Here is a 13954-nt window from a genome sequence, read left to right as displayed (position 1 = left end):
CTTGGACCGCACCACCGCACGGGGCCCGTCCGTCAGCCGCCGACGGGCTCCGGACCGTCCTCGGACCCACTCTCCGTGTCGTCCTGCCAGGGCAGCCGGATCGCGGTCTGCGGCTCGTCGGTCATGGGCGGCACCAGGTCCTGCGGCGGATCGTCCGGGTCGACGGGGGCACCGGTCGGCTCGTCCGTCGGGAACTCGGGGAAAGGTTCGGGGTATCCATCCGTGGGGTCGTCCGACGGCACACCGGTCGGCGTGGGGCAGGGCAGCGGCGGCGCGAGCGGCACACCGGCCGGCTCCTCCGTGGCCCTGACGGCCTCGCCGGGCGGGGTCGCCCCGTCGGACGGCGGGCAGTCCTCCGGCACGGGCGCCTCGCGCGAGGGCGTCGGCTCCCCCGGCTTCTGCGACTTCTCCGGCTTCTTCGGGGCCTTCGACCTCGTGGGGGTCGCTTCGGGCAGCGGCCCGGTGATGTCGGCTCCGGGCGCATAGGGCGGCGGCACCGCGGGCGTCCGGTCCCCGGCGCCCTCGTCGCCCGACGGCCGTTCGATCCAGGCGTCGTGCGCCACGTCGACGATGACCAGACCGGTGACGGCCTTCGGCGCCGGCTCGACGACGACGATGCGCGCCGGGTCGTAGCCGTCCCACGTCTCGCCGGTGGCGGTGCCGGCCGCTCCGGCGGGCCGGCTCAGCGGGTTGCCGCAGGCACAACGCACCCGCGGCAGGCCGCGGCCGTCCACCATCACCGCGGTGCCGGCCTGGAGGACGGACTGGTACGTGGTGGCGGAGCCGGCCCGGAAACCGTGGTTGCCGACCCGGGTGTCGGCGCTCAGCAGGACGGGGGTCAGACCGCGCAGGAAGTCCGCCACCCCGGCCCGGGACACACCGGCGGCGCGCGCGAAGGCCGCCTGCCGCGCCGGGTCGTCGGCGAGGAAGCGGATCTGCTCGCCGACATCGCAGGAGGCGACGGAGCGGGTGCCCCCGTAGAGGCCCGGAGTCGATCCGGGAAGGGTGTGCGGGGCCTCGCCGCCCGAGGCGGAGGACCGCCGGGAGGCCGTGGCGGTCGGGGCCGGGGCCGCCCCGGCGGGCTTCGCCGTCGACCGGGTGAAGGGATCGGGCCCCCGGTCCGCAGCCGGCTGGAGGAGGATCTCCCCGGTGTCCGCCGTCCCCTCGGTGCCGCTGTCGCCGCCCACGCTCCCCCGCGCGCAGCCGGCGGTGACGAGGATGCCGGCGGACAGGACGGCGAGTGCGGCGCGCCGCATGCGTATCGGTGGGTGCACGAAGGGGTCTCCTGCCTGGTCACCGGTCCCGGGTGGTCCCCTCATGTCTGCCGCAGTTCCCCCGCCGCCGCAAGCCGGCGCCGCCCGACGGACGCAGGGCTCCGCAGGACGGGCAGAACAGTGCCTTGAACACGTTCAAGAAAGGCTCTAGAGTCATCGACGACAGAGCTTGAACATGTTCAATACTGGGGGAGGTGCGGTCATGTCGGTCCTGGTGGACCTGATCGTGATGCTGGGGATGCTGGTGATCGTGCCCGCAGGGCTGCGTCTGACGGGCGCACCGGACCTCGCCCGGATGGCCAGGCTGTGGCCGGTCTTCGCCGCGCCGGGGGCCGTCGCTCTCTGGCTGCCGCGCGGTCCGGCCGCCACCGCCCTGGCTCTCTGCTACGGCCTCGGGGCCGTACTCCTCGCCCTGCACGCCCTGCCCCGGCTGCGCTCGGCGCGCACGGCACCCGCCGAGATCGCCCTGCTCACCGCCCTGGTGACACCGGTGGTCGCCGCCACCGCGCTGGTCGCCGAGCGCGCGGGGCAGCCGCTGTTCGGCTTCGGGCTCGGCATCCTGGCGCTGACCGTGCCGCACTTCCACTTCGCCGGATTCGCCGCCGCGCTGGTCTCCGGACTGGTCGGCCGGGTGGCGGGCAGCACGGCCGGACGGTTCGCGGCGCTGAGCGTGCCGCTGGGCACCCTGCTGGTCCTGATCGGCTACTTCATCGGCGACTGGGCCGAACTGGCCGGGGCAGTCGTACTGACGGCGGGGATGTGGACCGTCGCCCTGCTGACCTGGCGTACGGTCCGCCCCGCCGGCCGCGACCGCACCACCAGGCTGCTGCTCGCCACCTCGGCCGCCGTCCTCGCGGTGACCATGGTGCTCGCACTGAGCTGGGCGCTGGGCGAGGCCACCGGACTCCCCCACCCCACCCTGGCCTGGATGGCCGCCACCCACGGGGTGGGCAACGCGCTGGGCTTCGCGCTCTGCTCGGTGCTCGCCTGGCAGCGCCTGGGCCGCCCCGCCGTTCACGAAGGAAGGACCTCATGAGCAGCCTCAGCTATCCGGAGACCGGCGCCACCCGCCTCGGCCCCCTCCCCGACGGCTACCACCACCTGCACCACCGGACCCGGGTCGGGCGCGGCCGCGCCGACTTCGAGGCCGCGGGCGCCGCGATCACCGATTTCCGCATGCACCGCCTGTCGGGGGCCCGGGTCAGGGCCTCCGCACCGCGCGCCGAACCCGGTGCCGCCGTTCGGGTGGCGCTCGGGGCGGGACCGTTCCGGTTCACGGCGCCGTGTCAGGTGATCTGGGCCGAGTACGGCCCGGAGCGCATCGGCTTCGCCTACGGAACGCTGACCCGGCACCCCGAATGCGGTGAGGAGTGCTTCGTGGCCGAACTGGCGGACGACGGCACGGTCTCGTTCACCGTCCTCGCGTTCAGCAGGCACGCCCGCTGGTACACCCGGATCGCCGGACCGTTCGTGCCGGTGGCGCAGCGCTGGTACGCCCGCAGGCTCGGCCGCACGCTGCGCAGGATCGTCGCGGAAGGGCGCGAATCCGCCGGCCGATGAGCCCGGCCGTATCCGCGGGCCGATACTGGAGGGGATGGACTGGTTCACCGCAGACGGGTACTGGCTCGGCCGTCTCCTCTTCCAGAAGACCCTCGCCGTCATCTACCTGACCGCCTTCCTCACCGCCGCGCTCCAGTTCCGGGCGCTGATCGGTGAGCGCGGCATGCTGCCCGCTTCCGAGCAGGTGCGGCGCACGGACTGGCGCACCGCCCCGGGGCTCTTCCGTCTCCACTGCTCCGACCGGTTCTTCGCCCTGGTCGCCTGGACCGGCTGCGCCCTGTCCGTCGCACTGCTCGCGGGAGTGGACGGGCACGTCCCGCTGGGGGCGGCCATGCTGCTGTGGGCCGTGCCGTGGCTGCTGTACCTGTCGATCGTGCAGGTCGGCGGTGTCTGGTACGGCTTCGGCTGGGAGTCGCTGCTCCTGGAGACGGGTTTCCTGGCGGTCTTCCTCGGCAACGCGGACACGGCGCCGCCGGTGCTCGTGCTGTGGCTGCTGCGCTGGGTGCTGTTCCGGGTGGAGTTCGGCGCCGGGCTGATCAAGATCCGTGGGGACGCGTGCTGGCGGAAGCTGACGTGCCTGTACTTCCACCACGAGACCCAGCCGATGCCGGGCCCGCTGAGCTGGTTCTTCCACCGGCTCCCCCGGCCCCTGCACCGGGCCGAGGCGGCCGCCAACCATGTGACCCAACTCCTGTTCCCGGTGCTCCTGTTCACCCCGCAGCCGGTGGCGGGCATTGCGGCGGGCCTGATGGTCGTCACCCAGCTGTGGCTGGTCCTTTCGGGCAACTTCGCCTGGCTGAACTGGCTGACGATCGCCCTCGCCCTGTCGGCCATGGACTGGTCCCCGGTCGCGGAGCCGCCCGCACAGTCCGCCGCACCCCTCTGGTTCGAGGTGGTGGTCATCGCCGTCACGGCGCTGGTGCTCGTCCTCAGCTACCACCCGGCCCGCAATCTGGTCTCCCGCCGGCAGGTGATGAACCGCTCCTTCGACCCGCTGCACCTGGTCAACACGTACGGCGCGTTCGGCAGCATCAGCCGGGTCCGGCTGGAGGTGGTGGTCGAGGGAACCGACGATCAGGTCCTCCGTCCGGGCACGGTGTGGCGGGAGTACGGCTTCCGGGGCAAGCCGGGAGATCCGCGGCGGCTGCCGCGCCAGTTCGCCCCGTACCATCTGCGGCTCGACTGGATGATGTGGTTCGCGGCGCTCTCGCCCGCGTACGCCCGGCCCTGGTTCGGGCCGTTCGTGGAGCGGCTGCTGGAGAACGACCGGGACACGCTGCGGCTGCTGCGGCACAACCCCTTCCCCGACGTGCCGCCGGCGCACGTCCGCGCCAGGGTGTACCGCTACCGGTACACGACCTGGCGCGAACTGCGGGCCACCGGGCAGTGGTGGCACCGCTCCTATGTGCGGGACTTCCTGCGCCCTACTCCGCCGGGCCCCTCCCCTGTCAGCCCAACCAGGCGATCTTGAACACCCAGGCATGCTCGCCGGTGCCGCGGGCCGCCGCGGGCACGTCGATCACCAGCGAGCCGCCGGTGGTGCGCCAGGTCAGCGGCCGGTCGTGGCCGAGCAGCGTGATCCGGTCACCGCTGCGGACCGGCACCGGGGCCCCGACGGTCAGCTTCGCCCCGGGCCTGGCCAGCGAGTGGATGTAGAACGCCTTGTCCGGGCGGACGGTGAACCGCAGGTCCTCACCGAGCTGCGGCATCCGCGACCAGTACGTGGTGTCGTAGACCGCCTCCCCGTTGGTCTTCAGCCACTCCCCCGTCTCGCGCAGCCTGCGCTGCATGATGTCGGGGATGGTGCCGTCGGCCTTCGGCCCGATGTCCAGCAGGAAGTTGCCGTTCTTGGAGACGATGTCGACGAGCGAGTGCACGATCTCCTCGGCGGTCATGTACTTCTCGTCCGGTGTCTGGGCGTTGTAGCCGTAGCTGAACGGATCGAGGCCGCGGCTGGACTCCCACTTGGCGGTGACGATCTGGTCGTACGTCGTGTACTCGGGCGTCGTGAAGTCGTGGGTCCCGATCCCCGAGCGGTCGTTGACCGTGACGTCGACGGGACGGGCCCGGTTCTTGGCCCGGTTGAAGTACTCGGCGAGCACCCGGTGGCTGTCGTTGTCGCCGCCGATGTCGCACCAGATGATCTCGGGGTCGTAGCCCTCGATGAGCTCCAGCATCTGCGGGCCCTGGAACTCGGTGACGTAGTCCCTGCCCGGCGTGTGGCCGGTGTACGGGACGGGCTCCAGGGTGTACGGGTTGCGCGGGGCGTGGCCCATCCACGGGTGGTCGGGGTTGAACCACTCGGGCATGGAGAAGTACAGCCCGCGGTGGAGCTCGGGGGTGTAGCGCCGGGAGGCGTCGAAGAGTTCCCTGATCACATCGCGCTTCGGTCCCATCTTCACCGAGTTGCGGTCGGAGAGCTTGGTGTCCCAGAGCGCGAAGCCCTCGTGGTGCTTGGAGGTGAGGACGTGGTACTGCGCGCCCGCGTCCCGGAACAGCTCCACCCAGGAGCGGGGGTCGAAGTGCTCGGCGCGGAACCGCGGGATGAAGTCGTCGTAGGCGAACGACTCGCCGTAGGTGTCCCGGTGGTGGGCGTAGGTGGGGTTGCCGGGGTCCTGCATCTGGTTCCAGTACCACTCGGCGTACTGCGTTCCGACCGGTGCCCAGGCCGGTACGGAGTAGACGCCCCAGTGGATGAAGATGCCGAACTTCGCGTCCTGGAACCAGTAGGGCGCCTGGTGGGCGGAGAGGGACGCGTCGGTCGGCGTGTAGTCGGGGACGCCGAGGGTGAGCGAGCGCCGGACGGTGGCCGCCTGCTGCCCGCGGCCGTGGGCGACCACACTGCCGTCCCGGGCGGTGCCGGGCGAGGTGCCCGGCCTGTTGCGGATGCCGATGCGGACACGGGCCTGGTCGCCGGGGGCGAGGCGGGTGATGCGGGCGGGGGCGACGGTACGCGCCCCGGGGACGTCCACCGAGAGGGTGAGTCCGTCGGCGGCGAGGATGCCCACCGTGCCCGCGTTGACGACGGTCGCCTCGACGCTCTGGGACCCGTGGTCCAGCAGCGAGGTGGTGGAGTGGGCGTCGCGGACCGCCAGCGCCCTTCCTTCCGCGGCCGGCTGGAGGGAGAGGGCGAAGACGTGCAGGCTGGCCTTGTTCTCCTCGGCGGGCTGCGTGGTGGGGAGCGTCAGGGCGACGACGTCCCGTGCCGGGTCGAGCGCGATCTCGGAGACGGCGAGGGAGACCGGGTGCGGGTCCTTCGTGCCGTCGGGGGTGTACCGGTAGGCGGCGGTCAGCTCGCCGTTGCCCGCGTACCAGTCCGGTCCGGCGAGGCCCGGGGACGTCGTGGTGCCGTCGGCGTAGTGCACGGTGGCCTTGCCCGAGGCGGCGCCGTAGCTGCACGAGGTGATGAAGAGCGCGGAGAGATAGCGCCCCGGCGGGACGCCGATGCGCTGCCCGAGCGCCACGATGTTGTTCCTGGCCCCGGCCTCGGCGGCCGGGAAGCGGAACGTGGTACCGGCTATCTCCCTTTCCCCCGCCGGGAGTTCCTCGCCGGGGAAGGTGTAGCCGGAGCCGTCGAAGTCGCCGCCGCGGGCCTCCGCGGTGTCGATGCCGTCGTTGTCGAACCAGTCGTCGAGGGGGACGGGAACGGCCGGGGGTACGGCCCCCCAGTCATTCCGGTGAAGGGGCTCGGGGGCGGCTGCGGGGTGCGGGGCCGCTTCGGCGGTGGCGGGGGTGAGCAGGACGGCGCCGACTGCCGCCCCTGCCGTCATTCCGAGTACATGGCGCCTGGGAAGTTCGGTCATGACATCCGATGATTGGAGCGCGACGCGAACCTGTCAATGCAATCTTCCAGACAGAACGAAACACCCCTACCGCAGCCATCGGATGACTGAGGAGAGAATCCGGTCCCGGCCGAGTGCGCGGCGCCCGGCCGGGCCCGGTCCGCCTACCGGTTGTCCTCGCGGTTCCTCAGCAACGTACGGATCTGCTGGACGAGTTCGTCGTCCTCGGACGCCGGCTTGGCGGACACCAGTGCGCCGAGGCGCTCGGCGGTCTGGAAGTCGTACGCCCGCTCCTCCTCGTCGCCGGGGACGTTGTCGTACTCCTCCCCGGCACGGAACCCGACGGTCAGGTCGACAACCTTGGCGATGAGCCAGGTGAGGATGAACGAGAAGGCGATGACCGAGACGATCGCGACGAGCTGCTTGCCCAGCAGCCCCCAGCCGCCGCCGTAGAAGAGCCCCTTCTTGCCGCTGATGCGCGCGGTGGCGAAGAGCCCCACCATGATCAGGCCGATCAGTCCGCCGACCCCGTGCACGCCCACCACGTCGAGCGTGTCGTCCACGTTGAAGCGGAACTTGAGCGTGACCGCGAAGGCGCACACCGCACCGACGACGAGGCCGGTGATGACCGCGCCGAGCGTGTTGATCTCACCGCAGGCCGGGGTGATGGCGACCATGCCGGCGACTGCGGAGGAGACGACGCCCATGGTGGTGACCCTGCCGGTGCGCCACTTCTCCACCAGCGGCCAGGTGACCATGGCTCCGGCGGCGCCGAGCTGGGTGTTGATGAAGGCCGCGGCGGCGGTCCCCTGGTCGGTCAGCGCGGAACCGGAGTTGAAGCCGAACCAGCCGAACCAGAGGAGACCCACACCGATGACGACGAGCGGAATGTTGTTGGGCCGCTCCTCGCGGCGGGCGAAGTCCCGCGGTGCGCGCAGGACGAGGGCGACGGCGAGTCCGGCGACGCCCGAGTTGAGCTCCACCGGCAGTCCGCCGGCGAAGTCCAGGGCTCCGAGGTGCTTCACGATCCAGCCGTCCGTGTCGAACACCCAGTGCGCGATGGGGATGTAGACGATCAGCAGCCACAGCACGACGAAGACGAGCCAGCCCCGCATCGTGGCGCGGTCGGCGATCGAGCCGCTGACGAGGGCCACCGTGATGACGGCGAAGCCCATCTGGAAGGTGCTGTAGACGTACGTGGGGATCGCGCCGGTCAGCGTGTTCAGCTCGATGTCGTGCATGAACACGTGGTCGAGGTTGCCGATGATACCGGCGCCTCCGACGTCGGGGCCGAACGCCAGCGTGTAGCCGATGACCCACCAGACGAGCGTGCCGAAGGCCAGTGCGGCGAAGCTCATCTTGATCATCATGAGCACGTGCCGGGTGCGCACCATGCCGCCGTAGAAGAACGCGAGGCCGGGCGTCATCAGCAGCACCATGGCCGTGGACGCCAGCAGCCAGGCGGTGTCCCCGGAGTCGTACGCGGCCGGCATCGGCGCGGGAGCGGTGTTCATCGGCGGATACCTCGTCGGGGTGGGGGACGGTGGAGGTGGTGCGGCACGGTCTACGGTTTGCGCAGGTCGGGGGCCGGGTGCCCGGTGAGCAGGCGGCGGACCGCCTGCCGGGCGGCCTCGTGCGCGGCGGCGACCCGGATCGGACTGTCGTCCAGCAGCCGTACCCAGGCGCCGCAGTCCCGGGGCAGGACGCTCACCCCGTACAGGACGCCGAGCCCGGCCAGGGCGTCGTGCAGGGTGTCGGCGATTTCGGTGGCGGGGACCCGGTCGGTCACCGCGAAGAGGGACGCGACATGGTCGTGGCCGGCGAACACCCCGGGACCGAGGGCCCCCTCGCCCTGCCGGCCGGGGACCAGACGCAGGGTGTCGACGGCGAGCAGGGTGCCGTCGGGCCGGCTGATGTGCAGGTCGGTGGCGAGCACCCGGTAGGCGTGCCGTTCGCCGCGGGCGAGCCGTCCGGCGGTGACCGTCTCGCCGACGACGACGGTGGCGCCGGGTGCGACGGTCACCTCGGTGCGCTGGTAGAAGCGGGCGTCCTTGAACGGGATCAGCGGATCCGGCAGGTACTCGACGTAGCTCCCGGCCTCCGCCGTCAGATGCACCCGCTGGCTCGCGTAGTCGTGCTCCATCCGGAAGACCTTGGTGGCGGCCTGGGTGGTCAGATGGACCTGGGTGTCCGGCCCGCAGCGGAAGTCCATCCGGTAGCGGTCCGCCTGGGCGATGCCGCCGCCGGTCGCCATCACGTAGACGTAGCTCATGCCGGGCAGTGCCGGGTCGATCCACAGCGGCCGCATGATCTGCAGCGGTGTCTTCTGGTAGCGCTCGACGAGTTCGGTGCGCCCGCCCCGTACGGCGAAGGCGAGGTCGAGGATGCCGACCTTGGCCGGCGAACCGGGGGCGAGGGTGTCCGGTACGGAGGCCAGGGCCGCCACGTCCGGGGGGACGCGGACCGCGGCGTAGTACTCCTCGGCGAGCCGGTCGGCGCGGGGCCGGTGCGGGGCGAGCGGCATGTCAGATCAGCACCTTGCGGCGCGATTCGAGGTAGACGGCGATGTCCTCGATCCCGACACCCGTGAGGCAGTCGGTGAGGACGACGGGCCGGTTGTCCCGCACCCGGTGCGCGTCCGACTCCATGACGTTGATGTCCGTGCGCACGTACTGCGCGATGTCGATCTTGTTGATGACCAGCAGGTCCGACTCGGTGATGCCGGGGCCGCGTTTACGGGGCATCTTCTCGCCCTCCGCGGTGTCCAGCACGAAGAGGAACAGGTCCACCAGGGCCGGGCTGAAGGTGAGCGTGAGGTTGTCGCCGCCGGACTCGTAGAGCAGCGTGTCCGTGTCCGGGTAGCGCTCCAGCATCTCCGCGCCGGCCGCCAGGTTCATCGTGGGGTCGTCGCGCACGGCGGTGTGCGGGCAGGCCCCCGTCTCGACGCCGACGACCCGTCCGGGTTCCAGGACGCCGGCCAGGGTGCGGCGGACGTGCTGGGCGTCCTCCTGGGTGTAGATGTCGTTGGTGATGACGGCGGGGCGGTGGCCGCGTTCGATCAGCAGCGGGACCAGCGCCTCGATGAGCGCGGTCTTGCCGGATCCGACCGGTCCGCCGATGCCGACCCGCAGTACGTTGTCGTCCATGGTGCTCCTGTGATCGCTGGGTGGGTCGGGTGGATGTCAGCTCGCGAAGAGCCGGGCCTCGGCGCGCTCATGACGGCCCGACATGATGTCCGAGGCGAAAACGGTGGCGCCCACGTCGTCGAGTTCCCGCCGCAGCGCGGCCTCGACGGTCTCCTCGATGACCGGCGCGGCACCCCGGATCAGGGTCTGGGCGGTGCGGTGGTCGGTCAGCCGCAGCCGCAGGGCGGCGCCCGCGAAGCTGACGCAGAACGCGAACAGGTCCGCCGCGACGGCCTGCCGGACCGGTACGCGGGTGGCCGCGTAGATGACCCCCGCGGCCACCGCCTGGGTGCCGGGGGCCTCGCGGCGTACCACCCGGTCGAAGTAGTCGCCGATCTCGGGCCGGTCGAAGACCTCCCGGCCGAGGTCGAGGAGCTGACGGCCGGTCCGGGTGGCGGCCTGGCGCATCTCGCGGCCCAGTTTGGTGGCGAAGAGGTGCTCGTCGACGCGGACGGCGGCCGCCGGGTCGCCCGCCGCCGTCGCGCGGTGGGCGAGGGCCAGCGCGGTGGCGTCGGCGGGGCCGACGCCGTGCAGCAGCAGGTCCCTGAGCAGCAGCGGCAGGCTGTCCGGATCGACCGCCCCGGCCTGCGCGAAGCCCTCCAGGCTGTGCGACAGCGTGTAGAAGCCGCTCGGGAACGCCGAGTCGGTCAGCTGGAGGCTGACCAGCAGCGGCCCGAGTCCCGTTCCGGCCCCGGTCGTCGCGCCCGCGGTGTCTGCCGCCGGGGTGTCGCCCTCGTTGCGGTACATCGGCCCTAGACCAGGAAGAACAGGTGGTTGAGGGGCAGCGTCTCGGCCGGGTCGATGGTGGCGACCTTACCGTTGAGCGTGACCCTGAACGTCTCCGGATCGACCTGGATGTCCGGCAGGGCGTCGTTGCGGACCATGTTGTGCTTGCCGATGGTGCGGGTGCGGCGCACCGGCAGGACCTGGCGCTCCAGGCCGAGTGCGGCCGGGACCCCGGCGGCGATGCCCGCCTGGGACATGAAGGTGGCGTGCGTCGCCTGCATCGCCCTGCCGTACTGGCCGAACATCGGCCGGTAGATGACGGGCTGCGGGGTCGGCAGCGAGGCGTTGGGGTCGCCCATCTGCGCCCACGAGATGATGCCGCCCTTGATCACCATCTTCGGCTTGGCGCCGAAGGAGTGGATGGGCCAGAGCACGATGTCGGCGAGCTTGCCCTTCTCGATCGATCCGACGTGGTCGGAGATCCCGGAGGCGATCGCCGGGTTGATGGTGACCTTGGCGAGGTAGCGCAGCACCCGCTGGTTGTCGTTGCGGGCCGAGTCGCCCTCCAGCGTGCCGAGTTTGTCCTTGCAGTGGTGCGCGGTCTGGAAGGCCCGGGTGACGGACTCGCCGATCCGGCCCATGGCCTGGGAGTCGGAGGAGAAGATGCTGATCACGCCGAGGTCGTGCAGCACCGACTCGGCGGCGATCGTCTCGGCCCGGACCCGGCTGTCGGCGAAGGAGACGTCCTCGGGGATGTCATGGCTGAGGTGGTGGCAGACCATGACCATGTCGAGCAGCTCGTCCACCGAGTTCTTGGTGTACGGCAGCGTCGGGTTGGTGGAGGACGGCAGGACGTTCGGCTCACCGGCGATGCGCAGGATGTCGGGGGCGTGGCCGCCGCCCGCGCCCTCGCTGTGGAAGGTGTGGATGGCCCGGCCGTCGATCGCGGAGCGGGTGTCCTCGAAGAAGCCGCTCTCGTTCAGGCTGTCGGTGTGGATGGAGACCTGGACGTCGTACGCGTCGGCGACGTTCAGCGCGTTGTCGATGACGGCCGGCGTGGCGCCCCAGTCCTCGTGCACCTTGAGCCCGCAGGCACCGGCGACGACCTGCTCGTTGAGCGCCTCCGGCAGGCTGCCGTTGCCCTTGCCCATGATGCCGAGGTTGACCGGCATGCTCTCAGCGGCCTGGAGCAGCTTGCCGATGTTGTACGGGCCGGGGGTGCAGGTGGTGCCGTTGGACCCGTCCGAGGGACCGGTGCCACCTCCGATGAGGGTGGTGATGCCGTTGGTCAGCGCCTGCTCGGCCTGTTGCGGGGCGATCAGGTGGACGTGGGTGTCGATCGCGCCGGCGGTGGCGATGAGGTGTTCGCCCGCGATGGCCTCCGTGCCCGGGCCGATGACCAGGTCCGGGTCGACGTTGTTCTGCGTCTGCGGGTTGCCGGACTTGCCGATGCCGACGATGAAGCCGTCCTTGATGCCGATGTCGCACTTGACGATGCCCACCATCGGGTCGATGACCACGACGTTGGTGATGACGGTGTCGAGCGCGCCCTGGGCGGCGGTGGCCTGCGGGTCGGCCGCCATGCCGTCGCGCATGGTCTTGCCGCCGCCGTAGACGACCTCGTCGCCGTACAGGCCCTCGCTGTAGTCCTTCTCGACCTCGACGACGAGGTTCGTGTCGGCGAGGTGGAAGCGGTCGCCGACCGTGGGGCCGAACATGTCGGTGTACTGCTTGCGCGGCAGGATGGGCATCAGCGCGAACCCTTCTTCTTTTCCTTGGTGGCCTTCGAAGCCGCTGCGGACTTGGATCCCTTGGCGGGAGCCTTCGGCCCCTTGGCGGGAGGCTTGGCACCGGGGGTGTTCTGCGCGCCCTGGAATCCCTGCTCGATGGCCTTGCGGACGGCCTCGACGCGGGCGGGGTGGGAGGCGAGGCTGCCGTTCAGCAGGCCGCTGAAGCCGACGAGACGGCCGGTGCCGGCGTACGCGCACAGCTCCACCTCGCGCGAGCCGCCGGGCTCGAACCGCACGGAGGTGCCGGCGGCGATGTTGAGGTGCATGCCGAGCGTCTCCTGGCGGTCGAACGACAGCGCCGAGTTGACCTCGAAGAAGTGGTAGTGGGAACCGACCTGCACGGCACGGTCACCGGTGTTGCTCACGGTGAGCTTCAGCGTGCGGCGGCCCGCGTTCAGCTCGATGGGGTCCTTGCCGTACAGATACTTCTGACGGAACGTCATGCGATGCTCCTGACGACTGGGTCCGCGCCGGGGGCTGCGGACGGGTGGTGGTGCGGGTGCGGATGCCCGGTGCCGTGCTCGTGGGGGTGCGCGTGGTCGTGTCCCTCGCCCGGTGGGTGGGTGTGGGAGTGCCCGTGGTTCTCGGCCGCGGCCAGCCCGGTCGCGATGCCGTCGTCGCCGTGTTCGTGCCACCGTCGCCGGGCGTCGGCGACGCGCTCGGCGAGTACGCGTCGCAGCGCGGACGCCGGCACGAGCGGACCGGCCGGCTCCACCGGCAGCGCGCCCTCCTCGGGCACCTGGGGCAGCGCGAACGCGGCCGGGAGCAGCGTCACCCGCTCCGCGCCGAGCAGCCGGCACCGCCGCACGCCCTCGGCCGGGTCCGGGTCTCCCCCGGTGAACGCCACCTCGACGAGTCCGCGCCGGCCGTAGCGGCGTACCAGTGCGGCGATCCGGTACAGCTCGGCGTCCTCGAACGGGTCGCCCGACGGGGCGGTGAGCAGCAGCGCGCAGGACTCGGGCACCCGGCCGGCCGCCGCCCGCAGCCAGCCGGTCAGGTGCTGGGCGGTGCCGAACGGCTCGGCGAGCACGGTGGTGCCGCGCTCGGCCGCGGGTACGGCACGCAGCGTCCGGGCGGTGTCCGCGACGAGTTCGGGATCGCGGCCGAGCGTCATGGGGACGACGACGGCCTCCTCGCCCCGGCGCCCGTGCGCGGTGACGCTCCGGAACAGCTCGCGCCCGTTCGACACGACGTCGACGCCGGCGTCGAGGACCCCGTCGAGCGCCCGCCCGTGGGCGGCCTCGTGGCCGCACACGGCGACGACGGCACAGTGCTCGGCCACGGGTTCAGCCGCCGATGGGGTCGTGGCAGGACACGAGCTTGGTCCCGTCCACGAAGGACGCCTCGACCTGCAGCAGGCCGAGCATCTCCCGTACCCCGTCCATGGTGTCGGCCTCGCCCACGACATGGCGGCCCAGTTCCATGCAGTCCGCGACGGTCCTGCCGTCGCGGGCCGCCTCGAGGATCGCCTCGGTGATCAGCGCGACCGACTCGCTGTAGTTGAGCTTGAGACCGCGGTCCTGGCGCTTGCGGGCCAGGTCGGCCACGACGTAGACGAGCAGTTTGTCGATCTCGCGAGGTGCGAGGTTCATCGTCAGTACCTTCCTCGGTGATGTACGGGTGGAGCCAGGGGCTCC

The 13954-nt window shown here is 71.6% G+C and carries 13 protein-coding genes; 3 read left to right on the top strand and 10 right to left on the bottom strand.

From position 1 onward, the window contains the following. Positions 1–32: 32 nt before the first annotated feature. Positions 33–1274, bottom strand: a complete 1242-nt coding sequence (locus OG408_RS36120; RefSeq protein ID WP_326673752.1) for a DUF6777 domain-containing protein — start codon at positions 1272–1274, stop codon at positions 33–35. A 202-nt stretch (positions 1275–1476) separates the two neighbouring features. Here OG408_RS36120 and OG408_RS36115 point away from each other — a divergent pair, with 202 nt between their 5' ends. From OG408_RS36115 to OG408_RS36105, 3 genes are read left to right on the top strand one after another with little or no spacing between them, the layout of a single operon-like run. Further along, positions 1477–2310, top strand: coding sequence for a YndJ family protein (locus OG408_RS36115; RefSeq protein ID WP_285569662.1), 834 nt, complete (start codon positions 1477–1479; stop codon positions 2308–2310). Next, positions 2307–2834, top strand: coding sequence for a DUF1990 family protein (locus OG408_RS36110; protein ID WP_326673751.1), 528 nt, complete (start codon positions 2307–2309; stop codon positions 2832–2834). The genes OG408_RS36115 and OG408_RS36110 overlap by 4 nt, the downstream gene beginning before the upstream one ends. A gap of 34 nt (positions 2835–2868) precedes the next feature. Further along, the gene (locus OG408_RS36105; protein WP_326673750.1) at positions 2869–4305 is read left to right on the top strand and encodes a lipase maturation factor family protein; all 1437 of its coding nucleotides are present in this window, start codon (positions 2869–2871) and stop codon (positions 4303–4305) included. Here the strand turns inward: OG408_RS36105 and OG408_RS36100 are convergent. From OG408_RS36100 to OG408_RS36060, 9 genes are all read right to left on the bottom strand, one after another. Further along, a complete protein-coding gene (locus OG408_RS36100) occupies positions 4283–6637 on the bottom strand; it encodes an alpha-L-fucosidase (protein ID WP_326673749.1) in 2355 nt (784 codons plus the stop codon). The genes OG408_RS36105 and OG408_RS36100 overlap by 23 nt on opposite strands. Positions 6638–6780: 143 nt before the next feature. Then, positions 6781–8130: an ammonium transporter gene (locus OG408_RS36095; protein ID WP_326673748.1), complete on the bottom strand. Its 1350-nt coding sequence runs from the start codon at positions 8128–8130 to the stop codon at positions 6781–6783. A 50-nt stretch (positions 8131–8180) separates the two neighbouring features. Then, positions 8181–9140, bottom strand: a complete 960-nt coding sequence (locus OG408_RS36090) for an urease accessory protein UreD (protein ID WP_285569648.1) — start codon at positions 9138–9140, stop codon at positions 8181–8183. A 1-nt stretch (position 9141) separates the two neighbouring features. Then, positions 9142–9762: an urease accessory protein UreG gene (gene ureG / locus OG408_RS36085; RefSeq protein WP_285569645.1), complete on the bottom strand. Its 621-nt coding sequence runs from the start codon at positions 9760–9762 to the stop codon at positions 9142–9144. Positions 9763–9798: 36 nt separating this feature from the next. After that, entirely contained in the window at positions 9799–10548 is a 750-nt protein-coding gene (locus OG408_RS36080) for an urease accessory protein UreF (protein WP_285569642.1), read from the bottom strand. Positions 10549–10553: 5 nt separating this feature from the next. Next, on the bottom strand, positions 10554–12278 hold the full coding sequence (gene ureC, locus OG408_RS36075; RefSeq protein ID WP_285569639.1) for an urease subunit alpha: 1725 nt from the start codon (positions 12276–12278) through the stop codon (positions 10554–10556). Next, positions 12278–12760, bottom strand: coding sequence for an urease subunit beta (locus OG408_RS36070; RefSeq protein ID WP_285569636.1), 483 nt, complete (start codon positions 12758–12760; stop codon positions 12278–12280). The genes ureC and OG408_RS36070 overlap by 1 nt, the downstream gene beginning before the upstream one ends. After that, positions 12757–13599, bottom strand: coding sequence for a sirohydrochlorin chelatase (locus tag OG408_RS36065; protein ID WP_326673747.1), 843 nt, complete (start codon positions 13597–13599; stop codon positions 12757–12759). The genes OG408_RS36070 and OG408_RS36065 overlap by 4 nt, the downstream gene beginning before the upstream one ends. Positions 13600–13603: 4 nt before the next feature. Then, entirely contained in the window at positions 13604–13909 is a 306-nt protein-coding gene (locus OG408_RS36060; protein ID WP_266785941.1) for an urease subunit gamma, read from the bottom strand. Positions 13910–13954: the final 45 nt, after the last annotated feature.

The sequence above is a fragment of the Streptomyces sp. NBC_01257 genome (assembly GCF_035917255.1).
In the GTDB taxonomy this organism is placed as follows: Bacteria; Actinomycetota; Actinomycetes; order Streptomycetales; family Streptomycetaceae; genus Streptomyces.
This window is presented reverse-complemented; position numbering and strand designations above follow the sequence as displayed.